The following is a 24,922-nucleotide window of genomic DNA, read 5'->3' on the forward strand; positions in this document are numbered from 1 at the left end:
CGTGGGTGCTAATTTTTGGAGAAAAATCTTGATTTTCTATTTTTCTAGATTATTCCTCCAACGGGTTCTTGTCACCACAGATTGTTTTACGTCCATCAAGAGTTTATCCAAAATATACGCCAAGCATACTTGATTAGCTTTTTCTTAGCGGCGCGTGGGGCAGGCATATTTAAAATTCTGCTTTGGCAGTACTAGGACACCATGAGGAAAATAACTATCCAGTTAAAAAAAATTGATGGATCTGATAAAAACTTGCATTCCTCCCTCCTGCTTCCTGGTGAATTGCACTAATGTTGTGCTTCTAGAGAATATTTGACAATTAGCAGACAATTCCTGCTATCTGCACTACGTTCATAGACAACATAGTCAGCCAAGCGCCGCAGTAGAAACCACCCATAGCCGCCTACTTGCAGAGTGCCTGGTTCTGGCTCGGCGATCGCATCAGGATTAAAAGGTTTTCCATGATCCCAAATTCTTATTTCCAGCCGATCAATCCACAGAATAACTCCAATCTCTATGGTTGTTTCCGGTGGTAAAGCACGATGAGCGTGACGAACTGCGTTGGTAAAGCCCTCTGCTAATGCTAAGTTGAGGCGATAAAGTTGGCTTTCTGACCAGCCGAATTGAGTTAAATGTTGCAGACCAAATTGCTCAAACCATTGTTGCACCTGGTTTAGGAGCTGAAGTTCGCTCTTTACCGTCAGATGGTCTTGCTGCACTATGCTTAGCATTGACCTTGACTTGAATGTATGTAAGTGAAAGTAATTAAGAAATGTTTGTATTTGTGGTTTGGAATCGTTTGGACATACGAAACCTAAAATTCCAGATGCAACCAAGACAATTAAAATTGACGCCTGTTGGTTTTCTCAAAAGCAGATTTGCCATTCCTATCAGTGAGGGTTAACTGCCAACATAGACAGACCGGAGGGCGGCTGATCCTCAGACATGATCACTTTGGTATCTGCTCTGAAAAGTCACAGGCGTCAAAGCGCTTTGGGTAGCTATTTTAGAACAGTCCCAAAGTCAAGGATTTATCCAATGGCATGGCAGCACCAATACCCAGCCAGAGAGTAACCAGAGTGCCAAAAAGGAACACTGTGGTTGCCACTGGACGACGGAAGGGGTTTTGGAACTTATTGACGTTCTCAATAAAGGGAATCAGGATCAGCCCCAGAGGTACGGAAGCCATTGCTAACACCCCTAAGAGTTTGTTGGGGAGCGATCGCAAAATCTGGAAGACTGGATACAAATACCACTCTGGCAGAATTTCCAACGGTGTGGCAAAAGGATTTGCTGGTTCACCAGTCATTGCCGGATCTAGCACAGCTAGAGCCACAATACAGGCGAAGGAACCCATAATCACGATGGGAAATACATACAACAAGTCATTAGGCCAAGCGGGTTCACCATAGTAGTTGTGACCCATCCCTTGGGCGAGTTTGGCTCTTAACTTAGGATCACTGAGATCGGGTTTTTTCTGGGTTGACATTTTTAAATGTGCTCTCCTGCTTAAGTTGAGTTAAAGCATTGGTGAAAGCGATTAGCTGTCAGGCAAGCCCCTTGGAGGGAAACACTGCTACGCTATGAGCGTGAGTTGCAGCTACTGATCCGTGGCTTTTACAGCTTACAGTTTCAGAAGAAGAGTGTTTGTTTGCAACTTATTGTGTTAATTATTTCTTCTGTTTCCTAAGTTTAAAACAAACAACTCCATCTGGAAACTGAATGCTGTTGCCTTTAAGCTAACAACTTTTAGATTACAAAGGACCAGAAATGCCTTGTTTGCGGATCATCAAGAAGTGGAACAGCATGAAGACCGCAATCAACCAAGGCAGGACAAAGGTGTGAGCGCTATAGTAGCGAGTTAGGGTTGCTTGACCAACACTCGAACCGCCCCGTAGCAAGTCTGAGATCAGAACGCCGACCACAGGAATAGCTTCTGGAACGCCGCTAACGATTTTTACAGCCCAGTAGCCTACTTGATCCCAAGGTAGGGAATAGCCTGTGACGCCAAAGGAGACGGTGATCACAGCGAGGATGACACCACTAATCCAGGTCAGTTCCCGGGGCTTTTTGAAACCGCCGGTCATGTAAACCCGGAAGGTGTGCAAAATCATCATCAACACCATCATGCTGGCAGACCAGCGGTGGATGGAGCGAATTAGCCAGCCGAAGTTGACTTCACTCATGATGTATTCTACGGATGAATAAGCCTCAGCGACTGTTGGCTTATAGTAGAACGTCATGGCAAATCCAGTGGCAAATTGGATGAGAAAGCAAACCAGGGTAATTCCACCCAGACAGTAAAAGATATTGACGTGGGGAGGGACGTACTTGCTGGTGACGTCGTCAGCGAGGGCCTGAAGTTCCAAGCGTTCCTCAAACCAGTCATAAACGTTGGCCATACAATCTCAAGTTCCTAAGAATCGGTTGCGGTTGATAAATCTCCCAATAAGCAATTTTGGGATTTTAGCAAAGGTAAATTTGTGCGTGTGCTTGTCGGCTTGCAGAATGGTTAGAGTTTTCAGAAACTTAACACTCTGTAAATATGGAATATATTGCGTTCTATTCGCAACCTAACAGCGAAACCTTGGTCACAAAGTAGATTTTATCGTTTGCTGAGTGGGATGCACTGGAACCAGCTGATTAAACAACTTGATGAGAACAATGCACCACTTCTATAAAAAAAGTAACATAGTCGAGAGATAGATTTCATCTAAAACAATGTAAATGGGTAGTTATAGGGAATTTGGGTTGAGGTGGAATTGAAAATGGGGTTCATGAATAAACAGGTTTTTCGGCTGGGATTTTCATTGCTAGTGGCTCTTTGGTTGGCGTTCTTTTCCATTATCCCACCAGCAGCAGCTTTGACTGATGACCAAAAGCTAGTATCAGAAGTTTGGCGAATTGTCAATCGCACTTATCTGGATGAGTCGTTTAATCATCAAAATTGGGCGGCAGTGCGGCAAAAAACCCTGGAGAAGCCGCTAAAAAACCACCAAGCAGCTTATGAGGCAATTCAAAGGATGCTCAAGAGCCTCGATGACCCTTTTACGCGGTTTTTAGACCCAGAGCAGTACCGCAGTTTGCAGGTGAATACTTCTGGGGAACTGACGGGGGTGGGATTGCAAATTGCTCTCAATGCCCAGGGAAAATTGGAAGTAATAGCTCCCATAGCGGGTTCTCCAGCTGATAAAGCCGGGATTCGACCACGCGATCGCATCCTCAAAATTGAGGGCTTCTCTACGGAAAATCTCACCCTCGACGAAGCCGCAGCCAGGATGCGCGGGCCAATTGGCAGTCTAGTCACTCTCTTGATTGATCGAGAAGGAGAAGCAGAAACAGAGATTAGAGTAACGCGCGATCGCATTGCTCTTAACCCGGTGGTGGCAGAATTACGTTTATCAGAGCAGCAAATGCCCATTGGCTATCTACGCCTAACCCAGTTTAATGCCAATGCCTCAATGGAGTTGGCACACGCTATTACTAGTCTAGAAAAAAAAGGCGCTGCTGCCTATATTTTGGATTTGCGAAACAATCCAGGAGGACTATTACAAGCTGGAATTGAAATTGCTCGTCAGTGGTTAGACTCTGGGGCTATAGTCTACACCGTGAATCGGCAAGGCATTCAGGGGAGTTTTGAAGCCTTAGGACCAGCACTGACGGCAGATCCGCTAGTGATATTAGTAAATCAAGGAACTGCTAGCGCCAGCGAGATTCTCGCCGGGGCACTACAAGATAACGGTCGGGCCCAATTAGTAGGCGAAACTACCTTTGGAAAGGGACTAATCCAATCCTTATTTGAATTGTCTGATGGTTCTGGCTTGGCAGTAACAATTGCTAAATACGAAACCCCTAACCATCGTGATATCAACAAATTAGGTATTAAGCCAGACAAAGTAATTACTCAAGCAGCCCTTACCCGCGACCAGATTGCCACAGAAGCCGATGAGCAATATCAAGCAGCAGTGGAACTCTTGATCAAAAACTCCGTAGTCGCAGGAGCGAAATGAGATAGGGAAGTGGGGAGATGTGGAAAAGTAATTTTTTCCCATCTCCTACTTTTCTCACTCAGCACTCAAAATACAGTACTAGTTACGTCTTGTACTCAGTACTCACAGCAGGGGTTGTTTTTGCAGCAACGACTGTAAATCTAGGGAGGCGAGGCGCTGGTAAGCTTGGTCTATTACACGTTTACCTCGGAGAAAGCCCGTATTTGTGCCAGGACAAATGTACTGGAGAGTTTCTGGTGTAAAGCGATCTAAGATTGACTGGAGGCTTTTAATTTGCCGCGGCCAGTGAAAGGTTTTTGCTGTTCGTAATGGTACTGGTTCGCCTTTCTCATTGGGGACTAAATGGCGTCCAGTAAACAATACCCCCCCAAATTCTTGGTAGTATAGGCAAGATGAGCCAGGAGAATGACCTGTTGTCCAAATGACTTGTGCTGTTGAATCGAGACTGAATTCTTGACTAAAGGTAGTTACGGTTAACCCTGGTAACAAATAGGCTTCTTCTTCTTGAATCAGAATCTCGCAACCCAAGGTTTGCTGAATTTCTGCCGTCTTGCCAATAGCACCACGATGAGTGATAAATAACCACCGCACGCCACCATGCGATCGCCAAAAATCTTGATTTGTCTGATCTAGGGTTGGGCAATCTATGAGGATATTACCTTCATTTCTGACAATAAAGTAAGAAGTTGCCCCTAATGTATCCCGATTTGGGGGAAAGGCAAAGATCCTGTTGAGGGCTAAGTCTGATGGGAGTACACCTGGGCTAGGAAATGCGTCAGAGAGTACTAATCGGGGTGGCTTAGTTGCCTGACTCGGCTGTTGAGGTAAGGGGTAAATAACTAGCTAATTATTTGCTAACAACTTTTTAATATATCGCACTAATGTCAGCCAATGGCAGATAGTGGGATAATCAACAGTATCAGTCCACAGCAGGATCGGGATTAAGGATTTGAATGTATCATCCATGTTGGCGAAAGCAATTGCTGATATGGGATTTTTTGAGTTCCCGTGGCAGTTGGAATACAAGTGCGAACTGTATGATAGCCAGTTAGTGGTTATCAATCGCTGTTATCCCAGTAGCAAGACTTGTTCTCGTTGTGGTGCGCTGATTGAGTCCCTGGCTGTATCAGAGCGCGTTTATCACTGTCAACAATGTGGACTGCAAATTGATCGAGACTTAAATGCGGCTCTGAATTTAAGTCATGGGGTAACTTCTACAGCGTCAGCTTGTGGACTTGATAGCGCCAACGCTGCCTGTTGTGAAACAGGAATAAAATGTCAGCATTGGTTAGCATTTTTGGGACGTTATCATAAAATAAAGAAGTGCAGGTGCGGTGATTTGGTTCAATTCCAGATACTTTCATCTCCTTTGGCCAAGGGAGTTCAATCACATTTGGCAACAATAGACCCGAACCGACCGAAAAGCTCTTAATCAGCAGAGTGTGGACGCTTAAAACTTTTCTTTTGACAAGTTAGAGTAGCGAAATTTTTAGATTTAGAGAAGTGTCAACGTCTAGAAATTATTCAGGATTGGAGCTTGAGCTTTAACCAAAGCTGTTAATTGTGGTTGAAAGATTTGGGTGTAGAGGCTTGTCTTGTAGTTGATGCTGTGGTGTTGAAACTACAGGTACAGCACTTTTTCAAAATTAGTGAAGATAACATGGCATTTTGGTTTCTCCTCCTACTGGGGCTAGCTACTTACTTAATGGTGCAACGCAGCGTTGCTCAAATCACCCGAACGCCAGTATGGTTGTTGTGGCTGGTTTTAATGACACCAGCATTGCTGTTGAGCGGATGGACACTGAGGTATGGGGCGAAACAACCGCCACCACCAGAGCTGATCTTATGGCCGTCGGTTATTTGCCTGCTGTTATACTGGCTGTTATTTCAATGGGGACGCGGAACACCAAGGGATGCACAGACTCAATCCTTAGCTACGGAATCACAACAGGATACACAGACTACCCCAGAACCCGAACCAGTGCGTCCGATAGAACAAGGGGAAGAAACCCATCTGCGTAATTGTTTTCCCTGGTCTGTATACTACATTCAAAATATTGAGTATCGACCCCAAGCAGTGATCTGTCGGGGTAAGTTGCGAACTACACCAACTAATGCCTACCAGCAGATTAAAACAAATATTGAACAGCAATTTGGCGATCGCTTTCTGCTGATTTTTCAAGAAGGTATTAATGACAAACCCTTCTTCGTGCTGGTTCCCAACCCACAAGCAGCCAAAGAAGTCAATACGCGCCGCGACCCAGAAAGGTTAACTCGACCAGTATTAGCAATCATGCTGCTAGTAGCTACTTTGGTGACTACTACCTTAGTAGGAGCGAAAATGGCTGGTGTTGATCTGACCAAAGTAGAATCTGACCTAACTCTGATTCTTAAGGGATTGCCCTATGCTTTAGGGTTAATGACTATTTTGGGGATCCACGAACTTGGTCACTACTTGACAGCTAGGCGTTACAAAATTCGCTCGACGCTGCCTTACTTTATTCCTATGCCTTTTTTCTTGGGAACCTTTGGCGCATTTATTCAGATGCGTAGTCCGATTCCCAACCGCAAAGCTTTATTTGATGTGAGTATTGCTGGGCCAATTGCCGGCTTTGTCGTTACTTTGCCTTTACTTCTCTGGGGTTTAGCTCATTCTGATATAGTCCCCCTGAATGAAAAAACAGGTACTTTAAACCCCAATGCTCTCAATCCCACATATTCAATCTTACTAGCGTTGCTCTCTAAGTTAGCCCTAGGGAGTGATTTAACGCCAAAATCAGCGATAGACCTGCATCCAGTAGCAGTAGCTGGTTTTTTGGGACTGATTGTTACAGCATTAAACTTGATGCCAGTGGGACAACTAGATGGGGGTCACATTATCCATGCGATGTTTGGGCAACGAACTGCGATGATCATTGGTCAAGTTGCTCGCTTGTTGTTACTACTGCTTTCTTTAATCCAAGAAGAATTTTTGTTGTGGGCGATTATCTTGTTATTTATTCCGTTGATTGATGAACCTGCGCTGAATGATGTCACAGAACTGGATAACAAACGTGATCTGTTGGGTTTGCTAGCAATGGCTTTGCTCTTGGTGATTGTGCTGCCACTACCGCCTGCGATCGCTCGTTTGTTGCAGATTTAAATTATCTGATTTCTAATTTGAGGTTAATCCACAGATGACACAAGAATTAATAGACCTCAGAAATAGTATATTAGAAAAGCGTTATGCAGACGCTCTAGCTATTGTAGATGAGTTAGAGGGGATGAGTAAGAAGGCAATTTTACGGCAGATTAAGTCCTTTCTAAAAATCCTGATAATACATTTAATAAAGAATCAAATAGAGAAGCGGTTAACAAATTCTTGGGCTGCATCTATTCGCAATGGGGTTTTAGAGATTCAAGACGTTAATCTTAAAGAAAATAAAAAATCATATTACATTGATATAGATGAATGGAATGATTATATTGAACATGAAATAGATGTAGCAATTCGGGATGCAAGCGTGGAAGTTTTGAATGGGATTTACAGCCCATTTCAACTTGCAGAAATAGTAGATAAAGAACAGATAATTAATCAAGCTAAAGTCTTGCTGGAATTGACTTATGGTTACTTAATTAATGATTTACCAGGTATTGTTGATGATTATTTAACTAAGTTACCCGGTGGTGAAGATTGGAAGTTAGGCAGAAGGTAAGCTAGATTGAATTTAAAAAATCCCACTCATTAAACCAAATTAATTAGTTATCATTCAACAAGTAATCATCCGGTGATATTAAGGCAATAAACAGCAAGCCCGCATTGACGGGCTTTGCTATTGTAGTATGAGGTTTTAGCCTGCGGTTGCATTAACTGAATTAGCCGCCGCATTCGCTTTCTCAGATGCTGGAGTACCACCCATGCGAATCTCCGAAGTGAAGGAAGCCATACTAAAACCCCCAAAGCGCTTGAGTACACTCACCCGCATCCGCAAATTAGGACTAGCAAACCACAGGCGTTCCTCAGACCACATGGTTTCGTACTCTGTAATTAGCATCAGAGCACCATCGCTGCCCATTTTATAAGTACCGGCGACTGGGGCTTTTTCCGCATAACCCATTTCCCGCAGTAACTTACCTTCATCTGGATTTTTTGTATCCGGGACTGTGACTAACACTGTAGAACCGCTGTGTTTTTCTTCATCCCATTCCATTGTGCCGTTCCAGGTCACTCTAGCGCCACAGGAGGCAGAACTGGGATGAATTTCGTACTGTTCACACAGTTTGATCACTTCTGGATGATCTGCTGCCAACGTCGAAATCACGAGGTCTGACTTGCCGTCTTCGGATTGCTTAAAAGCCAAATGGTGACTAGTCCGATGGGAAAACCATTTACCAGCACTTAGCTCAAAAAATTCTTCAATATTCATGAATGAAATTATCCTGCATCAAAATTTTGTCAATCCTATTTATTATTAAAAGGCAGCAGGAGGCTTTTATATCAAGCTTAGTCTTTGGTTTCCTCAAGTCTGTTGAGGGAAATTCTCGCTGCTTGGGCAACATTAGGATGGCTGTCTTTTTCCAGGTACTTCAAAGCTGGGATAGTTTTGGGACTGGGAAGACTGCCCAAAGCTTCTGCAAGACGTTGCCGCACTAACCAATCATCGGATTGGGCAAAACGCAGGATACTATCTACAGACTCAATATCTTGAATTTCTCCTAGTGCCGCGATCGCTGCTTGATGTAATATGACTTCGTTGCTATCCAATGCCTGAATCAGGATGGCACGGGCACGGGGGTCTTTAATATTACCCAAGGAAACTGCCACGCTAAAGCGCACTAACCAATCAGTATCTTCATAAAATGCCCGTGAGAGTACCTCAAAAGCTCTAACATCACCCAAATATCCTAAAGCGCCGGCGGCATCGGCACGAATACCATAATCTGGGTCAGTTTCCAGAATTCGCACCAAAATGGGATAACATTCTGGCGTTTGTTTGATGCCAAGGGCAAATATAGCCATTGAGCGCAGTTGTAGGGATTCATCATCCAAAACCTTTTTAATCAAAGGCACTGCATCCTCAGGGGGAACGTGACGCAAACTGGCAAGGGCTACCATGCGATCGCGCAAATTTGGACTTTCTAACTGAGCAGAGATAACCTCTAAGCTTGGAGCAGACATTTAGTTCAAAGCATTTTCTTAACTTATCTTTACTTTAACTTATCCCCCAATAGGGTGATGGCGATCGCCAACTCACGGTTTAGCGGTTTTCTGGAATAACTTGATCAACTGTTTATCCCTCATCTCCAAAATTGCTACAGAGCTGTGTGTTCTATTTATCAGTCAGATTTAACACTTAACTGTGCCTTAAGTATGAAGAGAAGACCTAGTTAGTAGACATAGGTTAAAGGTACGACTGCCAAAAACAGCGTCAAATCATCAGGAGAATAATAATGGTTCAACTCAGCGAACGTCCAGGCACAAAAAAAATCGCCAACTTGCAAGAGAAGTTCATCTACGAACTAGGTGCAATCTACGATGCGGAACATCGCTTCTTGGAAGCCCAGCAACTAATGTGGGAGTATACTCAACACAAGCAGTTAAAGCCCTTGATTGAGACTCATATTCGGGAAACCGAGCAGCAAATTAGGAATCTCGAACAGGTTTTCAGTACCTTGGGACAGCAACCATTCCGCGTCACCAGCGATGCCGCAGCTGGTCTTGTCAGTGACGGTCAAAAATTGACCCTACTAGCTGCCGATAATCAGAAAATTGCCGACTTGGGAATGGTAGGAGGACAGTCTAAGGTTGAACAATTGGAAATTGCTTGCTATCGTGGCTTGATTAAAGGTGCCGAGCAAATGGGGCAAAACGAAGTCGTGCAACTGCTACAGCAAAACTTACAGCAAGAAGAGGAAACAGCGCAAAAGCTAGAAAAGTTACTCCCGGAGTTACTCCAAGAAGCAAAGTCCGGTGAAGGGAAAGCATCTAGTAAATCTCGCTAATCCTTCCCTAAGTCCAACCTATTAGCAAGGGACAGTTATCTGGCTGTAGCTTTTTTGACAATCCACTTCCCTATATAGAAAAACCCCGTTCAAAATTCAGATCCTAACGGGGTTTTTGCTGTGAAAACCTGATTTCAACCTAGCTTGTCAACAACTATTATCTGTAGCAAACAGCTATAGGCTAGGAGGCAAGATTAAGTTATCAATTTGATGGATCACGCCATTGCTCCCTTGGATATCTGCCTTAGTCACCTGAGCGTCATTTACCATTACACCTGTAGCTTTATCAACTTTTACAGTAATTGGATCGCCTTGAAGACTAGTCACTTGTCCAGATTTCAAATCGCTGGAAAGTACCTTACCCTTCACAACATGATAAGTTAACACCTTGACCAATACTTCTTTGTTCTCCGGCTTCAACAAGTCTTGCAAAGCATCTTGTGGCAATTTAGCAAACGCTGCATCTGTAGGGGCAAAAATGGTGAAAGGACCAGGGCCTTGCAAAACTTCTGTCAGTCCAGCTGCATTCAAAGCCTTGATTAAAGTTTTAAAGGAGCCGTTTGATTCTGCTACCGCTACTAAGTTTTTGTTTTCACCTGTCGTTCCTGCTGCTGGTGGAGTTGGAGTAGGTACAGTGGTTGCTGGTCTTGTACTTCCAGGAGTGGTTGGGACTTCTGTTGCAGGCTTGGTGGGTCTTGATGGGGTAGTGACGGGTTTCCTTTGACCAGGTGCCGTACCACGGTTATAGGGAGGCTCATTGAAAATACTCGGTTTAGGATTGAGTGTCCTACCCCCCTTCTGGGCTAGAACTTGTTTGGGTTTGGTATTACCCTTTTCTGTTTCTAAAGCCAGTTGAGTAGGTGTGGATTGAGATTTTACCTGAATGCCTTGGCTGCGATTATGGGTAGCTTCGCTGAAAATATGGGGATGAGGATTTAGTACCTCTTTTGCTCCAGATGGTAAAGTAATCAGGAGACTGAAGCCAGTTACCCCGATTATACCGGTGAATTTGGTGAATAATTTGCTGTAATTAGCCTTCATAAATTTTGTTTGTCTTTTCTATCCACACGTTACATAAAGACTTATAACATTTTGCTCCCCATAAAATCTAACATCAGCACAAAGTTAGGTTTTTTTGTCAAAGATTGGGTAGCGCTGTTAAGATAAGATTTGAACTCTTTGCTTGCCCTGATCACTATTAGTTGCCTTCAGAAAATTACCTCTCTGGAGTTGATTGCTAAATTGCACGCCAAGAATTGTAAAACTTTCTGCTAGTGCGATTTAAACAATCAGAGTAACTTACAACTAAATCTCAGAAACTACCTGAAATTCGGCAAATTTATATACAAAGAATTGCGTGATATTGTCAGGTGGAGGATTTATGTAGCTAACTCAAAAGATATAAGTAAATCAAATACTTGTTTAAATTTGCAATTCAGATATTTTGTAAGTTACAAAAATGAGAAGTATACGACTAACCACAGTATTTAATTAATTTCGCGACAGAAAAAGCTATGGCTAATTATTTGATTTCCGAATGCAGACATGAGCAAAATAGATGCTTTCGGTGTGGTTAATTATTAGACATCTCCGACAAAGAATGTAGAGGCGTTTCATGGAACGTCTCTACAAGGGTTCTAGATGACGCATATTTAATTTTCACTGCTATGTCTATTGAAGAATAGAAACTTTAGTTTTAGTGTGATTGTCACTTGAGTCATGTCGTGATAGTATCACAATTACTCAGATAGGTAAAGTTTGGGATAACAATCAAAAACTGAAGAGTACTGAATGGCAATTTTCATCGCCAAAACTTTATCCCTATTGGGTCATGGATAATAGGTAATGGGAAGGAAGCAATTACCTTTTTACCAATTAGCAATTACCAATTACTAATTACCAATCAAATGAATTCGAGACAACCATTAGGTTCAGTCATCCAAGGTTCTCTTACTGGGGGGTTAGAAGTCAGACTACACCCGGATGTTTCTGTGGAAGATATGCGGGTAGGCAAGTTTCTGGTGGTGCAGGGGATGCGATCGCGTTTTTTCTGTATGCTGACAGATGTAAGTTTGGGAGCAGCAAATGCGCGAATTACCGCTAATCCCCCAAGTTGGGAAGATACTTTTTTGCGAGAAGTTCTAGCCGGAAGTAGTACCTACGGCATGATTAATCTTGCACCAATGTTGATGTTTACCCCCGAAACCGAAGAATCTTTCCCCTCAATAAATGGCAAATCTGTAAATTCCTTTGTGCCATCAATGACTGGTTTGGCATCATTTCAGCCCCAAACCAGTACCACAATGGAACTGCTGCCCGTCAAAACCATTCCCAGCCATTTTAGCCAAGTTTACGAAGCGAGTGAAGAAGATTTTCGTCGAGTTTTTGGTTGGGAAGATGACCCCAACAGGCGGAATTTTTCCATCGGTAAACCCTTGGATATGGATGTGCCGGTTTGTCTTGATTTAAACCGCTTTGTGGAACGTAGCAACGGCGTTTTTGGTAAGTCTGGGACTGGTAAATCCTTTCTCACACGCTTACTTTTAGCTGGTGTAATTCGCAAAAATGCCGCAGTCAATTTAATTTTTGATATGCACTCTGAATATGGCTGGGAAGCTGTGGCAGAAGGTAAAGAAGTTAACACAGTTAAAGGCTTAAAGCAGTTATTTCCTGGTAAAGTTGAAGTCTACACCCTAGACCCAGAATCGACCAAGCGTCGGGGTGTGCGTGATGCTCAAGAACTCTATCTTAGTTATGAGCAAATCGAAGTTGAAGATATTAAATTATGCAGTCGAGATTTAGGACTGTCGGACGCTGCTTTAGACAATGCCAATATTTTGTATAGCGAGTTTGGTAAATCTTGGATTGTCCGGTTGCTGAGTATGACTAACGAAGAAATCGAGATGTTTTGTGATGAGAAGCGGGGACACAAAGGCTCGATTATGGCATTGCAGCGGAAAATTTTACGCTTAGACAGTTTAAAGTATATGCGAGCGGCTTGCCCCCAAAACTATGTCGATAAAATTTTGCAATCTCTAGAAGCTGGGAAAAATGTTGTCGTTGAGTTTGGTTCCCAGTCGAATTTGCTCTCATATATGTTGGTGACTAACATGATCACCAAGCGTATTCATGAGCGTTATGTAAAAAAAGCTGATAAGTTCTTACAAAGTAAAAATCCCCTAGATCGTCCGACACCATTGATGATTACAATTGAAGAGGCGCACCGTTTTCTTGACCCAGCGGTGGTACAAAGTACCATCTTCGGAACGATCGCCAGGGAACTGCGGAAATATTTCGTAACACTTCTAGTAGTTGATCAACGTCCGTCGGGGATAGATAATGAAATTATGTCCCAAATTGGGACTCGCATCACCGCCTTGCTCAATGATGATAAAGATATTGAGGCAATTTTCACAGGTGTATCTGGTGCAAGCAGCTTGCGATCAGTGTTGGCCAAGTTAGACTCCAAGCAACAAGCCTTGATTTTGGGTCATGCCGTCCCTATGCCAGTGGTGGTGCGTACCCGGCCTTATGACGCAAAATTCTACGCCGAAATCGGCGACCAAGTTTGGGAAGAAAAGTCCGATGCAGAAGTTTTTGCCGCCGCTGAACTAGCTAAAGCCGATCTTGGTTTCTAGCCTGAACAACTGACAACTGACTCATTCGTAACATCCCACCATCTAGTGAGCCAATCAAGTTCGGTTATCTCCCTACTTATAGGCAACAGAAGAGGGGTTTTTGGGGTCACTATAGATATAGTCTGCACTTTTAAGGAACTTCAAAAAAAATATTTAGCAACCAGCCCATTTTGCTTTATACTTAGAAGATTTATCTGGGCTAATGCACTCACGGACCGGATTGGTCATACAATAAAGTAAAACTCATAATGAATTCAGATTTTTTGGTTGCTGCCAGCGACTGAATTCGAGAAGAATTCTCAAGAACAACCCAGAGTGATGCTAAAGAGACGCCAAAATTTCAGGGAGGGTAGGGGAACCTATCTCAGGGTAGCACCGTCTTGACAACGACTGTGTAAATTAATTATTTATGGTAGCTGCATATCTTCCGTAATATTTGTACTACCCTTACCAATCCGCCCTAGTTAGACAAGATTTATTGTGTTTACGGAGTAGAGGACAACGCACCAATGCCTACTGTTAACACCCAAACGGAGAACCCGAACACCAAATTCACAGCCGATATGGTGCGAACCTATCTGCGGGAAATTGGTCGTGTACCACTGCTAACTCGTGAGCAAGAAATTGTCTTTGGGAAGCAGGTACAACACATGATGACGCTGCTAGAAGCCAAAGAAGCTTTAGGTAAAAAACTGCATCGTGAACCTAGTTTACCAGAGTGGGCTGCCGATGTTAACCAATCTGAAACCGAGATAAAACAGACGGTTACACAAGGTAAGCGAGCCAAGCAAAAAATGATTGAAGCGAATTTACGCTTGGTTGTAGCTATTGCGAAAAAGTATCAGAAGCGGAACATGGAATTTCTGGATTTAATCCAGGAAGGAACCTTGGGGTTAGAACGGGGTGTGGAGAAATTTGACCCGACAAGGGGTTATAAATTCTCTACCTATGCTTACTGGTGGATTCGCCAAGCGATTACCCGCGCGATCGCGCAACAAGGTCGTACTATTCGCTTACCAATCCACATTACTGAGAAGCTGAACAAAATCAAGAAAGTGCAGCGCGAGTTAGCTCAAAAGTTGGGGCGATCGCCAACGCCTAGCGAAATAGCCAAAGAACTGGAGCTAGAACCCGCTCAGATTCGCGAGTACCTGAATATGGCGCGTCAACCAGTTTCTTTGGATGTGCGAGTTGGTGATAACCAAGATACTGAGTTGCGAGATATGCTCGAAGATGATGGCCCATCACCAGAGTATTACACCAACCAGGAATTCTTGCGCCAAGATTTGAATAACTTGTTAGCAGAACTAACCCCCCAGCAGCGGGAAGTTTTAGCCCTGCGCTTCGGTTTAGAAGATGGTAACGAAATGTCTTTAGCAAAGGTGGGTGAACGGTTGAATCTCAGCCGTGAGCGTGTCCGCCAGTTAGAGCACCAAGCTCTTGCTCATTTACGCCGCCGTCGAGCCAATGTCAAAGAATACGTTGCTAGCTAGAAGTTTAGAGGCGCCGCGACTTGTGGATAGACATTGCACCCCGAAATTCGATATCTTCCACAAGCCTCCCCCCGTGTACGGAATCCTCTCTTGGTGATACGCCTCCTGAATTCAGGGGGCGGTTTTTTATGGTGTAATTTGGTCTTGAATAATCAAACTTCTCAATAAAATCTTGATATCTGATGCGGAATCGCTGGATTTCTGTTGTAGCTTCCTATATGCCCATCAAAGTTTTATGTACTTAAAATTTTTCAAACTAAAAAGGTCAAAGTCAAGATATCAAAAACCAGATTTGGATCGAGTAAGGTAAATTTTTTATTTACCTCCCCCAATTGGGTGAAACTATTGGGTGCAGCGGGAATTAGCCAACCAATGGTAATTTAAGATTATTGACTTAAATTACATAAAAACTTCCGGTTTTGACAGTTTTTTATTCTAAACAATATAGATTATATATATCAAACCTTTGAGGGAGCCTTGAACCATAGGTATTTAGTTATGCTTTAGGTAGTTTTTTGAGGAAATGGTTAGTTTTTTAACAGGAGAAATTGGGTGCTTAACAATATTTCTAAATTCTTGATCTCGCCTCAGTGGAAAATTCCCTTTGTTGGCTTGCTTCTAGCCTCTGGTATCGTCGGATTTGGTGTTGTAGGTCAGCAGACTAAACCAGTGCTGAGTAACCAAATCGAAAAATTCCCTTCATCCTCGGCGCTAGCTGTCAATGTTCCAACATCAACAAAAACTACTCTTTTATCGCGGCTTAGAGAAGTTGGAGAACAAAGAAGTCAAAAACTTGCCAAGTCAACTACTGTTCGCTCTAAACTAGTTTCTTCTACTAGCTTATCGAAGAATATCAACACAGTGACTACAACTACAAAAGAGCTAGAGGTTTCGCCAAAAGATTTCCCCCAAAAAGATGGGACTTATCTTTATGGTCAGTCCCCCGAACCAAACCAGCTAGGACAAGGGTATATTGTCTTTGAGAAGCAGCAAAGTAGAGTCATGGGTGCGCTGTATACGCCCAACTCCGAGTTTAGTTGTTTTCAGGGTACAATCAGCCAGTCAGGGGATTTAGCCATGACGGTGACTAGTTCACCGGGTGAAGGTGGGCCCACTCAGGTGTCCACAAGCAGTAAAATCCCAAAGGTCAGTGATGATGAATCATTTACCTATGCCTACTCGGTAGAATTGCAAGACTATAATCAGCTAAATTCTCTCAGCGCTAATGATCGCCGAATTTTGCAGATGTGCAATCAAATTTCGGCTGGTTCCTACACTAAACTAGTCAACTAAAGACAATTATTAATACTCAATTCCCGGTTGTGCTTTAACGCCTTGATCGCGGAAAGGATGCTTGACTAGGGTCATTTCCGTTACTAAGTCCGCTCGCTCAATTAAAGCTGGTGGTGCGCCTCTACCGGTGAGAATTACGTGTTTATCTGGTGGTTTTTGTGCTAGACCTGCTAAAATTTGCTCAACTTGTAAATAACCCATTTTGAGAGCAATATTGATTTCATCCAACAGCACCAGTTTAAAGTCTGGGTTACGGATGTATTCTAAGGATTTATCCCAAGCAGTACTAGCTTTGTCAAGATCGCGATCGCGATCTTGGGTTTCCCAGGTGAAGCCTTCACCCATGGCGTGGAACTCTATCTGGTCTTGCCAATGGTCGAAAACTCTTTTTTCTGAAGGTTCCCAGCCACCTTTGATGTATTGGACGATCGCTACTTTATACCCATGACCAAGCGATCGCAACACCATCCCCAAAGCCGCAGTAGTTTTACCCTTACCATTGCCAGTATTGACAATAATTAACCCTTTCTCTGGTACAGCTTGAGCTATGCGTTGATCCTGCACTTCCTTGCGGCGTTGCATCTTTTTCCGGTACTGGTCATCATTGAGGGATGATGAGGACATTACCTCGTCAATCAAGCGTGTAATCTCTTGGTCTGAATTTAATTCTTCTGGTGTATCGCTTTTCATCAACCTTGTTTAGAAATAAATGTTACTACTAAGAAATTGTGTTGAAATCATATTCTTTTTCTACTTTAACTAAAGTCCCATTCATCAAAGACACATACAGTAAAATTACACAATTTAATATTAAATTAATGTTAACATTTTTAGATTGTTAAACAAGTATATAAAATCATAGCATATACTAACTAATTTAACTTGAAATTATTGTTATTTTAAATAATTTAATCACTTGATTAAAGTACTTTTTTAAGAAAATTTTGTCATTTACTATCAATACCTTAGCGAAAACAGATCCACAATGATTGAAGTTATTGAAGGTGATATTACACAGCTACAAGTAGATCCGATATATGACTTACGCACCGTAGAAAGTCATCCTAATTTTGGGCTTTTTTAATGGTGTTCTGATGCGTCTCTTTACGCATCCTACCCGTAGCGTGCGTTCCCTAACGCACGGATTAAGATTTTCAATCAATAAAACCAGCATTGATATTTAGAATTTTCTGTCAATGCGTAAGTTCTACGATAGTCAATGCAGCGAATGAAGAACTCATGCCTGGTGGGGGAGTGTGCCATGGGATTCATCCCTGCAATTTATCAAAGAATTGGCTGAAATCTAGATAACATTAGATTCAGCGTATTTACTCTACGGGAGCTACCAAAAATGTCAAAAGAGCAGGGTCAAAAAATCACCCCCACACCGATGCCAACCGATATCGGGGTAGTTGATTTAATTGATAATTACTTCACTGCTTACAACTCTGCACGGCTGCGGGAAATCTGTAAACTGTTAAGTCACGAAGTGCTAACAGAGGGAGTCACAGTGGGGGTTAGCCTTTCCGGTGCGATGACACCAGCCGGATTTGGGGTTTCTGCCCTTGCGCCCTTGATTCGCAATGGCTTTATTGACTGGATGATTAGTACTGGTGCAAATCTTTACCATGATATGCACTATGGTTTGGGTTTTGAACTCTTTGCTGGTAATCCGTTTTTGGATGATGTGAAACTGCGCCAAGAAGGCACCATCCGGATTTATGACATTATTTTTGGCTATGAGGTGCTGCTAGAAACTGATGCTTTCATCCGCAAAATTCTCCAAGGAGAAGCATTTCAGAAGCGGATGGGGACGGCTGAATTCCACCATTTGCTGGGTAAATATGTGCGGGAAGTAGAAAAGCAATTAGGAGTGCAGCATTCCTGTTTACTAGCCACAGCTTACGAGTATGGCGTACCCATCTATACCTCTTCTCCAGGTGATAGTTCTATTGGGATGAATGTGGCTGCATTGGCGTTGGAAGGTTCCCAGTTGGTGATAGATCCATCAATTGATGTCAATGAAACAGCGGCGATCGCATACTCGGCGCGAGAATCAGATGGCAAAAGTGCAGCTGTCATCATTGGTGGTGGCAGTCCCAAAAACTTTTTACTACAAACTCAACCGCAAATCCACGAGGTACTGGGGCTAGAAGAACGGGGACATGATTACTTTATCCAGTTTACCGATGCTCGTCCTGATACTGGTGGTTTGTCTGGGGCAACTCCTGCAGAAGCCGTCAGCTGGGGTAAAATTGACCCAGACGAGTTACCCAACACGATTGTTTGTTACACCGATAGCACAATCGCTTTACCATTGATGACAGCTTATGTTTTAAATCAATGTCAGCCTCGCACCCTAAAGCGGCTATACGACAGACGCGAAGCATTGTATGACAAACTACGAAAAGATTATTTAGCAGCTAAGGACAAGCCATCTGTAGCTGTGAACAAATCTGAAGAAGTAGCGACTTATCCCTGTGGTACGCCAGTTCAGAGATAAATTAAGTCCGACTAGTTACCGATAATCACCCAACCCCACCACCGCTGTTTCGTAGAGACGATTGATCAATCGTCTCTATCATCTGGTCTATTGAAATGCAAATTGCTGTGCAAATTATCAATTATCAACGGAAAAACCACAGATGCTGACAATCAAACATTGCCATATACGGGAATAGCTGCGCCTCGGACATCTTTAGCAGCTTCTGAGGCTAAAAAGCAGATTACTTGGGCGATAGATTCAGGTTTTACCCATTGTTCAGCATTTTCTGCACCCATTGCTTGGCGGTTGGTGGGGGTATCGATGATGCTAGGAAGAACAACATTCGCGGTGATGTTAGTACCTTTGGTTTCATCGGCGATCGCTTTTGTTAAAGCGATCACACCAGCCTTAGCAGCAGAGTAAGCCGCCAATTGTCCCCCAGGTTCTGCACCAGCACGAGAACTTACAGTAACAATGCGCCCATAGCCGTGTTCTAACATACTTTTCAGGCTATATTTGCAAGTTAAAAAAGTTGTATTTAGGTTTAACTCAAATTCCCGTTTCCAACTGTCAAAGCTGTATTCGTGGGTTTTTCCCATGGAAAATCCACCCACCAAATGAATTAACACATCCACCCTTAACATTTGGCTGATGAGTTGATCTACCGATGCTTCATCCTGTAAATTAGCGGGGATAAATTGAATTCTAGCAACATCAGCCGGTGAGAGAATCCCCTTGAGGCGTTCTACCTCTTGGAGATGGCGATAAGGAATTGTCACCGCTGCACCTTGGGCGAGAACCGCTGGCGTCACACCCAAACCAAGTCCACCAGTCCCACCTGTGAGTAAAACTTGCTTACCTTTCATTGAAAAATGCACTCCTGAGAAGCTCCCAAGATTCAAGATATCCTAGATTAGCGAAAGATACAGAAAGTTAATCAGATGTTTGGAATAATGTTTTCTGGCAATAATTTTTGCCTTCTTAAGTAAATTGCTTTTATTTACACCATAGCTTATTAGAAAGTCGGGCTATTTCGTTCTAGACATAACCCGCCCTGAACTAAAGTTTTGGGCTAATAACTCGCATTCCGTTTTAACGGACTTAAAATTTCTTTTAGTCGTCTTTCTCAGAATTAATTCTGAGACGGTTGTTGAGAATGAAATAGCCCTGTATTAGAAAGTGGGGTGTGGGGTGTGGGGTATTGGGTATTAAGAGTGGAGAGTTGCTATACTCACCCAGACGTGAACCGCGATATTTATTTGACAGTGCATCGTACAATATCGCTGCGAATTTTCAAAGGGTGATCTACCAATAGCAAATTTTATTTCATCCTAGAGATGTTTTAATGAAAACACTTCCTATTAGTAGATACCGATTTTTCCAGAAAATACAACCCCTTTCTCTGTTGAAAAAAATAACTGGTAAGTCAGTTACTGGTTGTTTACAAGTATTTAGCGCTTCAGGTTTTTGGTCATTATACATAGACGAAGGTAAGCTGATTTACGCCTGTTACTCAGAAGAAATGTTTGAGCCGCTTTACAGGAACTTGCAGCAGTTGAGTCAACAGGTTTCTACACTCCCTAGAGGAATTCACGAACAGCTACGGGCAATATTTGAAACGGGGCTAAATGATAAAGCAATACCAAATCCAGATTATTTGGCTATTTGCTGGTTAGTCAACCAGAAATATATTAGTTCCTTTGAAGCTGGGGTACTGATTGAGCAATTGGCTCTTGAAGTTCTAGAATCATTTCTCAAATTGGAAGAGGGAAGTTATGAATTTATCCCGGATAGCTTTCTGGATGATCTGCCTAAATTTTGTCATCTAAATTTGCGCTTGTTAGCTGAACAGTGTCAAACGGGTTCAAAAGTTTCTCCTCAGCAATATGCACATTCTTGGCAGCCAAAAAATGAAGAACAATTACAAGAATTAAAAGCTAATCAAGTAACCCATAACAGTTATCAACCCGTATACTCACAATCTACAGACAAAAAACTCTACAGGATTTTAAGTATTGTTGATAGCCCCATCATATTAAATGATATCGACAGTTACTTAGATGAGCAAATATTTTCTGTTATTGGTGTCACTGATTCTTCAAAAGCTTTAATGGAAGTTCTCCGCATCAAACCAGATTTGATTTTGCTAGATGTGGCGATGCCAAATTTAAACGGTTATGAAGTATGCACTTTGTTGCGTAAGCATACTTACTTTAAAAAGACTCCTGTGATTATGATGACAGGTAAAACTGGGTTGATAGATAGAGCTAAAGCTAAAATGGTGAGAGCATCCGGCTATTTGCCTAAGCCTTTTAACCAAGGGGATTTACTCAAAATAATCTTTCAACATATTGTTTAATTTTAGGTTTTTAGTCCGCCTGAAAATGAGTTCTGAGTCTAATAGCACTCATGCCTCTAAGAGGATGTTTGAAAAGTCTAATTTATTACTAGCCCTGGCGACTATAAGTCGCGCGCCACATGCTTCAAGTCGGCGGAGCCGCCCAACGCAGTGGCTTGGCTACACAGACAAAACCCACCTCCGTGGGTTAGAAAACCCTTGATTTTGCGTTAGTCCACGGAGGTGGACAATGCTAGTGTAGTAGCGTTCGCGAAGCGTGCCGGAGGCTCTATTATATTCGCCTAATACTTTTCAAACAACCTCTAAAGACGACTAAAACAAATTTCAAGTGGGTTAAAACGGAATGGGAGTTATTAGCCCTGGAGTACAAAGCGTGATTTTGGTGTTAGGTGAAAAAAGTGGAATTAATCATTTATGTTGGGACTATGCTGGACGACAACCAGACAAAATGCTGTGCATATTAACCACTGAACCGACTACAGCGATCGCAGGGGCGCTAAATTTAGTTTGCTCTACTTGCTCAACAATTGTCCCCAATTTACCGATTAATTCCTCTTGTTCTGGCCTTGTACCCCAACGCACCAAACCAATGGGTGTGTCTAAACTCAACCCAGCTAAACTTAACTGTTCGACTATGTAGGGCAGATTGTGAATACCCATATAAATTACAATAGTTTCTGAACCGAGAGCGATCGCATTCCAGTTGACTGCTGGTCGATATTTACCCGCTGATTCGTGACCTGTAACAAATGTCACTGAAGAACTATACAGCCGATGTGTTAAGGGAATACCTGAGTATGCGGCGGCGGCAATACCCGAAGTGATACCGGGCACAACTTCCACCGCAATTCCCGCTTCTACCAATTCTGCCATTTCTTCGCCACCGCGACCAAAGATAAACGGATCGCCACCTTTTAGCCGCACCACTAGGGCATGATCCTGCACTTTGTCTATCAGCAGTTGGGTTGTTTCTTCCTGCAAGAGTGAATGTCTCCCCATCCGCTTACCAGCGTTAATTTGCTCTGCTTGGGGATTAATCATTGCCAGAATTGCCGGACTCACCAAGGCATCATAGACAACAACATCTGCACATTCCAACAAACCTTTGCCCTTGAGGGTGATTAATCCTGGATCTCCGGGCCCCGCACCTACTAAATAAACCTTACCCAAAAACTTTTTCCCCTCCTTGTCTGTGGAGTTCATGTCTGTATTACATCCAAAATCAAATCGGCTAATTCTGCACTTGCACCCAAAGGTTCAGTTAGTTGGAAAGTCACCCCCGGAAATTGTAATTTTAGCTCTTCTACTGATTTAGCGATCGCATCGGTTATGCCACCAGGGAATAAAAAATATGACAAAATTGCAATTTGCCGAGAGCCAGCCGCTACCAACTCCTTAACTCGCAATTCTAAACTAGGAGGCACAGCCCAACAAGCTATCACTGCTCCCAGACTATCTGCGGTTGCTGACAATTGTTGTTGGGAACCAGGACGACGGCTGCCATGGGCTAACAAAATCGATGCCTCTGTTTTAATATTAGCCAATGGACGGGCTAGCAACTTCCCGAAACTGGGGTGAGTGCCTACATAAGGTAGCAAGTCAATTATCATATCTTGAGCAATGGCTTGTTGCGCCAGTGCAACTTCTGTGGGGATATCTGTGATCACGTGTACTCCCGGCAGCAGAAATAGCGGTACAATTTTTAGGCGATCGCACCCACAGGCTAAACAAGTCTGGGCAAATTGTCTAATCTGTTCATGTAAAGGCTGAGAACTCAGTTCCAAAGCAGCTACGCCTACCATTTGTTCATTATCTGGTAGTTTCTTGCACACCAACTTTGCTAGTTGTTGCATCGCAATTTCTGGACGCGGATCACGACTTCCGTGAAATACCAATAGATATGCAGAGGGCATGGGCAGTTGCTATTGTGAATCAATATTCAGATTCATCGTAACAGGTTGCCAGTTTTACAGATAAAGCATTGATGTGTCGCCACAATTGAGTACCACCAGCCCAAAGGTGAGAAGGTAGGTGTCCTATAGGTGCTGACAAACTAAAAGATAATCTCTGGATAGGATTCGTCGAGTTGGGCAGATTCCAGCCAACAGCAGCGCAAAACTGCCCATAGTCACCGTTGTAGCTTTCGTAGATTTTGGTTTGCACAGAGAAACCAAAACGCCCCCGGCTGTACTTCATCCACAACTCATCAATTATCTGTAAATCCTCACAAGGAAACCTTTCAATATCGCCACTAAAAAAATAGCTGCCAATTGGCTTTGACAAAGCCTGAGACATCACCACCCAAGTTACTTGATCTGCTTGTTGCCATTTCTTAGCGGCGAGTAAATTGCGTAACTGTTGATAATCTACTCCTGTTTCAGAATTCAAAGAATTAACTGGCTGTTTCTTCACCAGTTGGGCGGCTTTGTTCATTGTTTGCAAAGCTTCAGCAGCAGATTTGTAGCGTTGGGAGAGGGCGTTTTGCAGCAGTTGATCTAGAGTTTCCGCAAGTTTATTGTCTACACTTATACCACCAGGCAAATAATCTCGCCATGCCCAGCGATCGCTAGTCACATCAAATAAATCAAAGGGAGAAATACCAGTTAGTAAGTAAATGCAAGTCACACCCAAACTATAGAGATCACTAGCTGGTAAAGTTTTACCCCGCGTTTGTTCGGGAGCCATATATTCTGGGCTGCCTATGATCGTACCCGTATGCAAGAATGCGGTAGCAGTGATTTGTTTAGCAACTCCAAAGTCAATCAAAACTAGATCCCCATCCGGCAACCTTCGCATGATATTTTCTGGCTTAATATCCCGGTGGATCACTTGTCGGGAATGGATAAATTGCAGCACGGGTAATAAATTTTTTAGCACTTGCCAAATTTGCTTGGCGCTAAAAACTCCATTTTCTTGCAATTCTTGCTCTAGTGTTTGTCCCGCAATTAATTCTTCCACCAAATACAACTGATTCTCTTGTTCAAAGTGCGCCAGCAGTTGGGGGATTTGAGGATGCTGCAACTCATCTAAGCGAACTGCTTCCTGGCGAAATAATTCTACTGCTTTAAGAAAGCTTTCTCCATCTGCCTCTGGAAAGCAGAGTTGTTTGATCACACACCTGGGTTTGGAGGGGAGGTGTTCATCCGCAGCCAAAAAAGTTCTGCCAAAGCCACCGCGTCCAATGAGTTGGAGCGGGCGATAGCGCTCTTTGAGCAATAGCGGCATACCGCATCTGGTACAAAATCGAGCCGTATCATAGTTATGTGGGTACAAACAGTTAAGGTTAGTACAGAAGCTCATGACAAAGTAGGGTGTAGATGCAGTTATCAAAGATATAGCTAATTCTCCTCAGTTCTACTCATTTTTATAGCTAGATGCGAATAATGAGTAAGTCTTTTTCGAGATTGGTTTTAAGAAAGCTATTCTCACAGTATAATCAGGTTATGAAGCTAGTTGAACGTCATATCATCACCAAAAACCATCCTTTCTGGCCAGATATTGACCACAAGGCTTTTTTGTCTAAAAATTTGTTTAACTTAGCTAATTACCATTATCGTCAATATTTCTTTCAACACCACCAGAAACTAAACTTTAATCAACTCTATCACCAATTGTCTCAAACCGACGACTACAAAGCCTTACCAACAAAAGTTAGTAAGCAA

Annotated in this window: 22 protein-coding genes and 1 pseudogene; 11 read left to right on the forward strand and 12 right to left on the reverse strand. The window is 42.9% G+C overall.

What is annotated here, in order from left to right:
• Positions 1-287: 287 nt before the first annotated feature.
• The 3 genes from H6G32_RS16370 to petB form a co-directional block, all read right to left on the reverse strand.
• Positions 288-731: an ATP-binding protein gene (locus H6G32_RS16370; protein WP_190460139.1), complete on the reverse strand. Its 444-nt coding sequence runs from the start codon at positions 729-731 to the stop codon at positions 288-290.
• Positions 732-1,006: 275 nt separating this feature from the next.
• Entirely contained in the window at positions 1,007-1,489 is a 483-nt protein-coding gene (petD, locus tag H6G32_RS16375; RefSeq protein WP_190460140.1) for a cytochrome b6-f complex subunit IV, read from the reverse strand.
• Positions 1,490-1,754: 265 nt separating this feature from the next.
• Positions 1,755-2,402 carry a cytochrome b6 gene (petB, locus tag H6G32_RS16380; RefSeq protein WP_190460141.1) on the reverse strand — a complete coding sequence of 216 codons (648 nt, stop codon included), beginning with the start codon at positions 2,400-2,402 and terminating at the stop codon, positions 1,755-1,757.
• Between the two features lie 366 nt (positions 2,403-2,768).
• Between petB and ctpA the strand changes: the two genes are divergently transcribed.
• Positions 2,769-4,010: a carboxyl-terminal processing protease CtpA gene (gene ctpA, locus H6G32_RS16385; RefSeq protein ID WP_190460143.1), complete on the forward strand. Its 1,242-nt coding sequence runs from the start codon at positions 2,769-2,771 to the stop codon at positions 4,008-4,010.
• 102 nt (positions 4,011-4,112) lie between these two features.
• Here ctpA and H6G32_RS16390 read toward each other — a convergent pair whose 3' ends face one another.
• Positions 4,113-4,847 carry an MBL fold metallo-hydrolase gene (locus H6G32_RS16390; RefSeq protein WP_190460178.1) on the reverse strand — a complete coding sequence of 245 codons (735 nt, stop codon included), beginning with the start codon at positions 4,845-4,847 and terminating at the stop codon, positions 4,113-4,115.
• A gap of 112 nt (positions 4,848-4,959) precedes the next feature.
• Between H6G32_RS16390 and H6G32_RS16395 the strand changes: the two genes are divergently transcribed.
• The 3 genes from H6G32_RS16395 to H6G32_RS16405 all read left to right on the forward strand — a co-directional run bounded on the left by H6G32_RS16395 (position 4,960) and on the right by H6G32_RS16405 (position 7,705).
• Positions 4,960-5,442, forward strand: a complete 483-nt coding sequence (locus H6G32_RS16395; RefSeq protein WP_190460145.1) for a zinc ribbon domain-containing protein — start codon at positions 4,960-4,962, stop codon at positions 5,440-5,442.
• Between the two features lie 228 nt (positions 5,443-5,670).
• On the forward strand, positions 5,671-7,152 hold the full coding sequence (locus H6G32_RS16400) for a site-2 protease family protein (RefSeq protein WP_190460180.1): 1,482 nt from the start codon (positions 5,671-5,673) through the stop codon (positions 7,150-7,152).
• A gap of 34 nt (positions 7,153-7,186) precedes the next feature.
• Positions 7,187-7,705, forward strand: a complete 519-nt coding sequence (locus tag H6G32_RS16405) for a DUF29 family protein (RefSeq protein ID WP_190460147.1) — start codon at positions 7,187-7,189, stop codon at positions 7,703-7,705.
• Positions 7,706-7,840: 135 nt separating this feature from the next.
• Here H6G32_RS16405 and H6G32_RS16410 read toward each other — a convergent pair whose 3' ends face one another.
• Together H6G32_RS16410 and H6G32_RS16415 are read right to left on the reverse strand one after the other, a co-directional pair.
• The gene (locus tag H6G32_RS16410; RefSeq protein WP_190460149.1) at positions 7,841-8,416 is read right to left on the reverse strand and encodes a phycobiliprotein lyase; all 576 of its coding nucleotides are present in this window, start codon (positions 8,414-8,416) and stop codon (positions 7,841-7,843) included.
• 77 nt (positions 8,417-8,493) lie between these two features.
• A complete protein-coding gene (locus H6G32_RS16415) occupies positions 8,494-9,168 on the reverse strand; it encodes a HEAT repeat domain-containing protein (RefSeq protein WP_190460151.1) in 675 nt (224 codons plus the stop codon).
• A gap of 272 nt (positions 9,169-9,440) precedes the next feature.
• On the opposite strand from H6G32_RS16415, the gene H6G32_RS16420 reads away from it, so the two are divergent.
• A complete protein-coding gene (locus tag H6G32_RS16420) occupies positions 9,441-9,992 on the forward strand; it encodes a YciE/YciF ferroxidase family protein (protein ID WP_190460153.1) in 552 nt (183 codons plus the stop codon).
• Between the two features lie 174 nt (positions 9,993-10,166).
• Here the strand turns inward: H6G32_RS16420 and H6G32_RS16425 are convergent, their stop codons facing one another.
• Positions 10,167-11,033 carry a fasciclin domain-containing protein gene (locus H6G32_RS16425; RefSeq protein WP_190460155.1) on the reverse strand — a complete coding sequence of 289 codons (867 nt, stop codon included), beginning with the start codon at positions 11,031-11,033 and terminating at the stop codon, positions 10,167-10,169.
• An 866-nt stretch (positions 11,034-11,899) separates the two neighbouring features.
• Between H6G32_RS16425 and H6G32_RS16430 the strand changes: the two genes are divergently transcribed.
• The 3 genes from H6G32_RS16430 (at position 11,900) to H6G32_RS16440 (ending at position 16,416) form a co-directional block, all read left to right on the forward strand.
• Positions 11,900-13,630, forward strand: coding sequence for a helicase HerA domain-containing protein (locus H6G32_RS16430; protein ID WP_190460157.1), 1,731 nt, complete (start codon positions 11,900-11,902; stop codon positions 13,628-13,630).
• A 509-nt stretch (positions 13,631-14,139) separates the two neighbouring features.
• Complete coding sequence (locus tag H6G32_RS16435; protein ID WP_190460160.1) at positions 14,140-15,123, forward strand: RNA polymerase sigma factor, RpoD/SigA family; 984 nt, start codon at positions 14,140-14,142, stop codon at positions 15,121-15,123.
• 552 nt (positions 15,124-15,675) lie between these two features.
• Entirely contained in the window at positions 15,676-16,416 is a 741-nt protein-coding gene (locus H6G32_RS16440) for a hypothetical protein (RefSeq protein WP_190460162.1), read from the forward strand.
• 9 nt (positions 16,417-16,425) lie between these two features.
• Here H6G32_RS16440 and cobO read toward each other — a convergent pair whose 3' ends face one another.
• Entirely contained in the window at positions 16,426-17,106 is a 681-nt protein-coding gene (gene cobO / locus H6G32_RS16445) for a cob(I)yrinic acid a,c-diamide adenosyltransferase (RefSeq protein ID WP_190460163.1), read from the reverse strand.
• Positions 17,107-17,767: 661 nt separating this feature from the next.
• Here cobO and H6G32_RS16450 point away from each other — a divergent pair.
• The gene (locus H6G32_RS16450) at positions 17,768-18,919 is read left to right on the forward strand and encodes a homospermidine biosynthesis protein (protein WP_190460165.1); all 1,152 of its coding nucleotides are present in this window, start codon (positions 17,768-17,770) and stop codon (positions 18,917-18,919) included.
• Positions 18,920-19,071: 152 nt separating this feature from the next.
• On the opposite strand, the gene fabG is transcribed toward H6G32_RS16450, so the two are convergent.
• On the reverse strand, positions 19,072-19,767 hold the full coding sequence (fabG, locus tag H6G32_RS16455; RefSeq protein WP_190460167.1) for a 3-oxoacyl-ACP reductase FabG: 696 nt from the start codon (positions 19,765-19,767) through the stop codon (positions 19,072-19,074).
• A gap of 479 nt (positions 19,768-20,246) precedes the next feature.
• On the opposite strand from fabG, the gene H6G32_RS16460 reads away from it, so the two are divergent.
• On the forward strand, positions 20,247-21,260 hold the full coding sequence (locus H6G32_RS16460; RefSeq protein ID WP_190460169.1) for a response regulator: 1,014 nt from the start codon (positions 20,247-20,249) through the stop codon (positions 21,258-21,260).
• Between the two features lie 423 nt (positions 21,261-21,683).
• Here the strand turns inward: H6G32_RS16460 and cobA are convergent, their stop codons facing one another.
• The 3 genes from cobA to H6G32_RS16475 are packed head-to-tail and all read right to left on the reverse strand — an operon-like array spanning position 21,684 to position 24,560.
• Positions 21,684-22,463, reverse strand: a complete 780-nt coding sequence (gene cobA / locus H6G32_RS16465; RefSeq protein WP_190460171.1) for a uroporphyrinogen-III C-methyltransferase — start codon at positions 22,461-22,463, stop codon at positions 21,684-21,686.
• On the reverse strand, positions 22,460-23,173 hold the full coding sequence (locus tag H6G32_RS16470) for a sirohydrochlorin chelatase (protein WP_190460173.1): 714 nt from the start codon (positions 23,171-23,173) through the stop codon (positions 22,460-22,462). Before H6G32_RS16470 ends, cobA begins: the two co-directional genes overlap by 4 nt.
• 19 nt (positions 23,174-23,192) lie before the next feature.
• Positions 23,193-24,560, reverse strand: coding sequence for a serine/threonine-protein kinase (locus H6G32_RS16475; RefSeq protein WP_190460182.1), 1,368 nt, complete (start codon positions 24,558-24,560; stop codon positions 23,193-23,195).
• A gap of 143 nt (positions 24,561-24,703) precedes the next feature.
• Between H6G32_RS16475 and H6G32_RS16480 the strand changes: the two are divergent.
• Positions 24,704-24,922 (forward strand): annotated as a pseudogene (locus H6G32_RS16480) (RNA-guided endonuclease TnpB family protein); the annotation flags it as partial.

The organism is Cylindrospermum sp. FACHB-282, assembly GCF_014697195.1.
GTDB lineage: Bacteria > Cyanobacteriota > Cyanobacteriia > Cyanobacteriales > Nostocaceae > Cylindrospermum.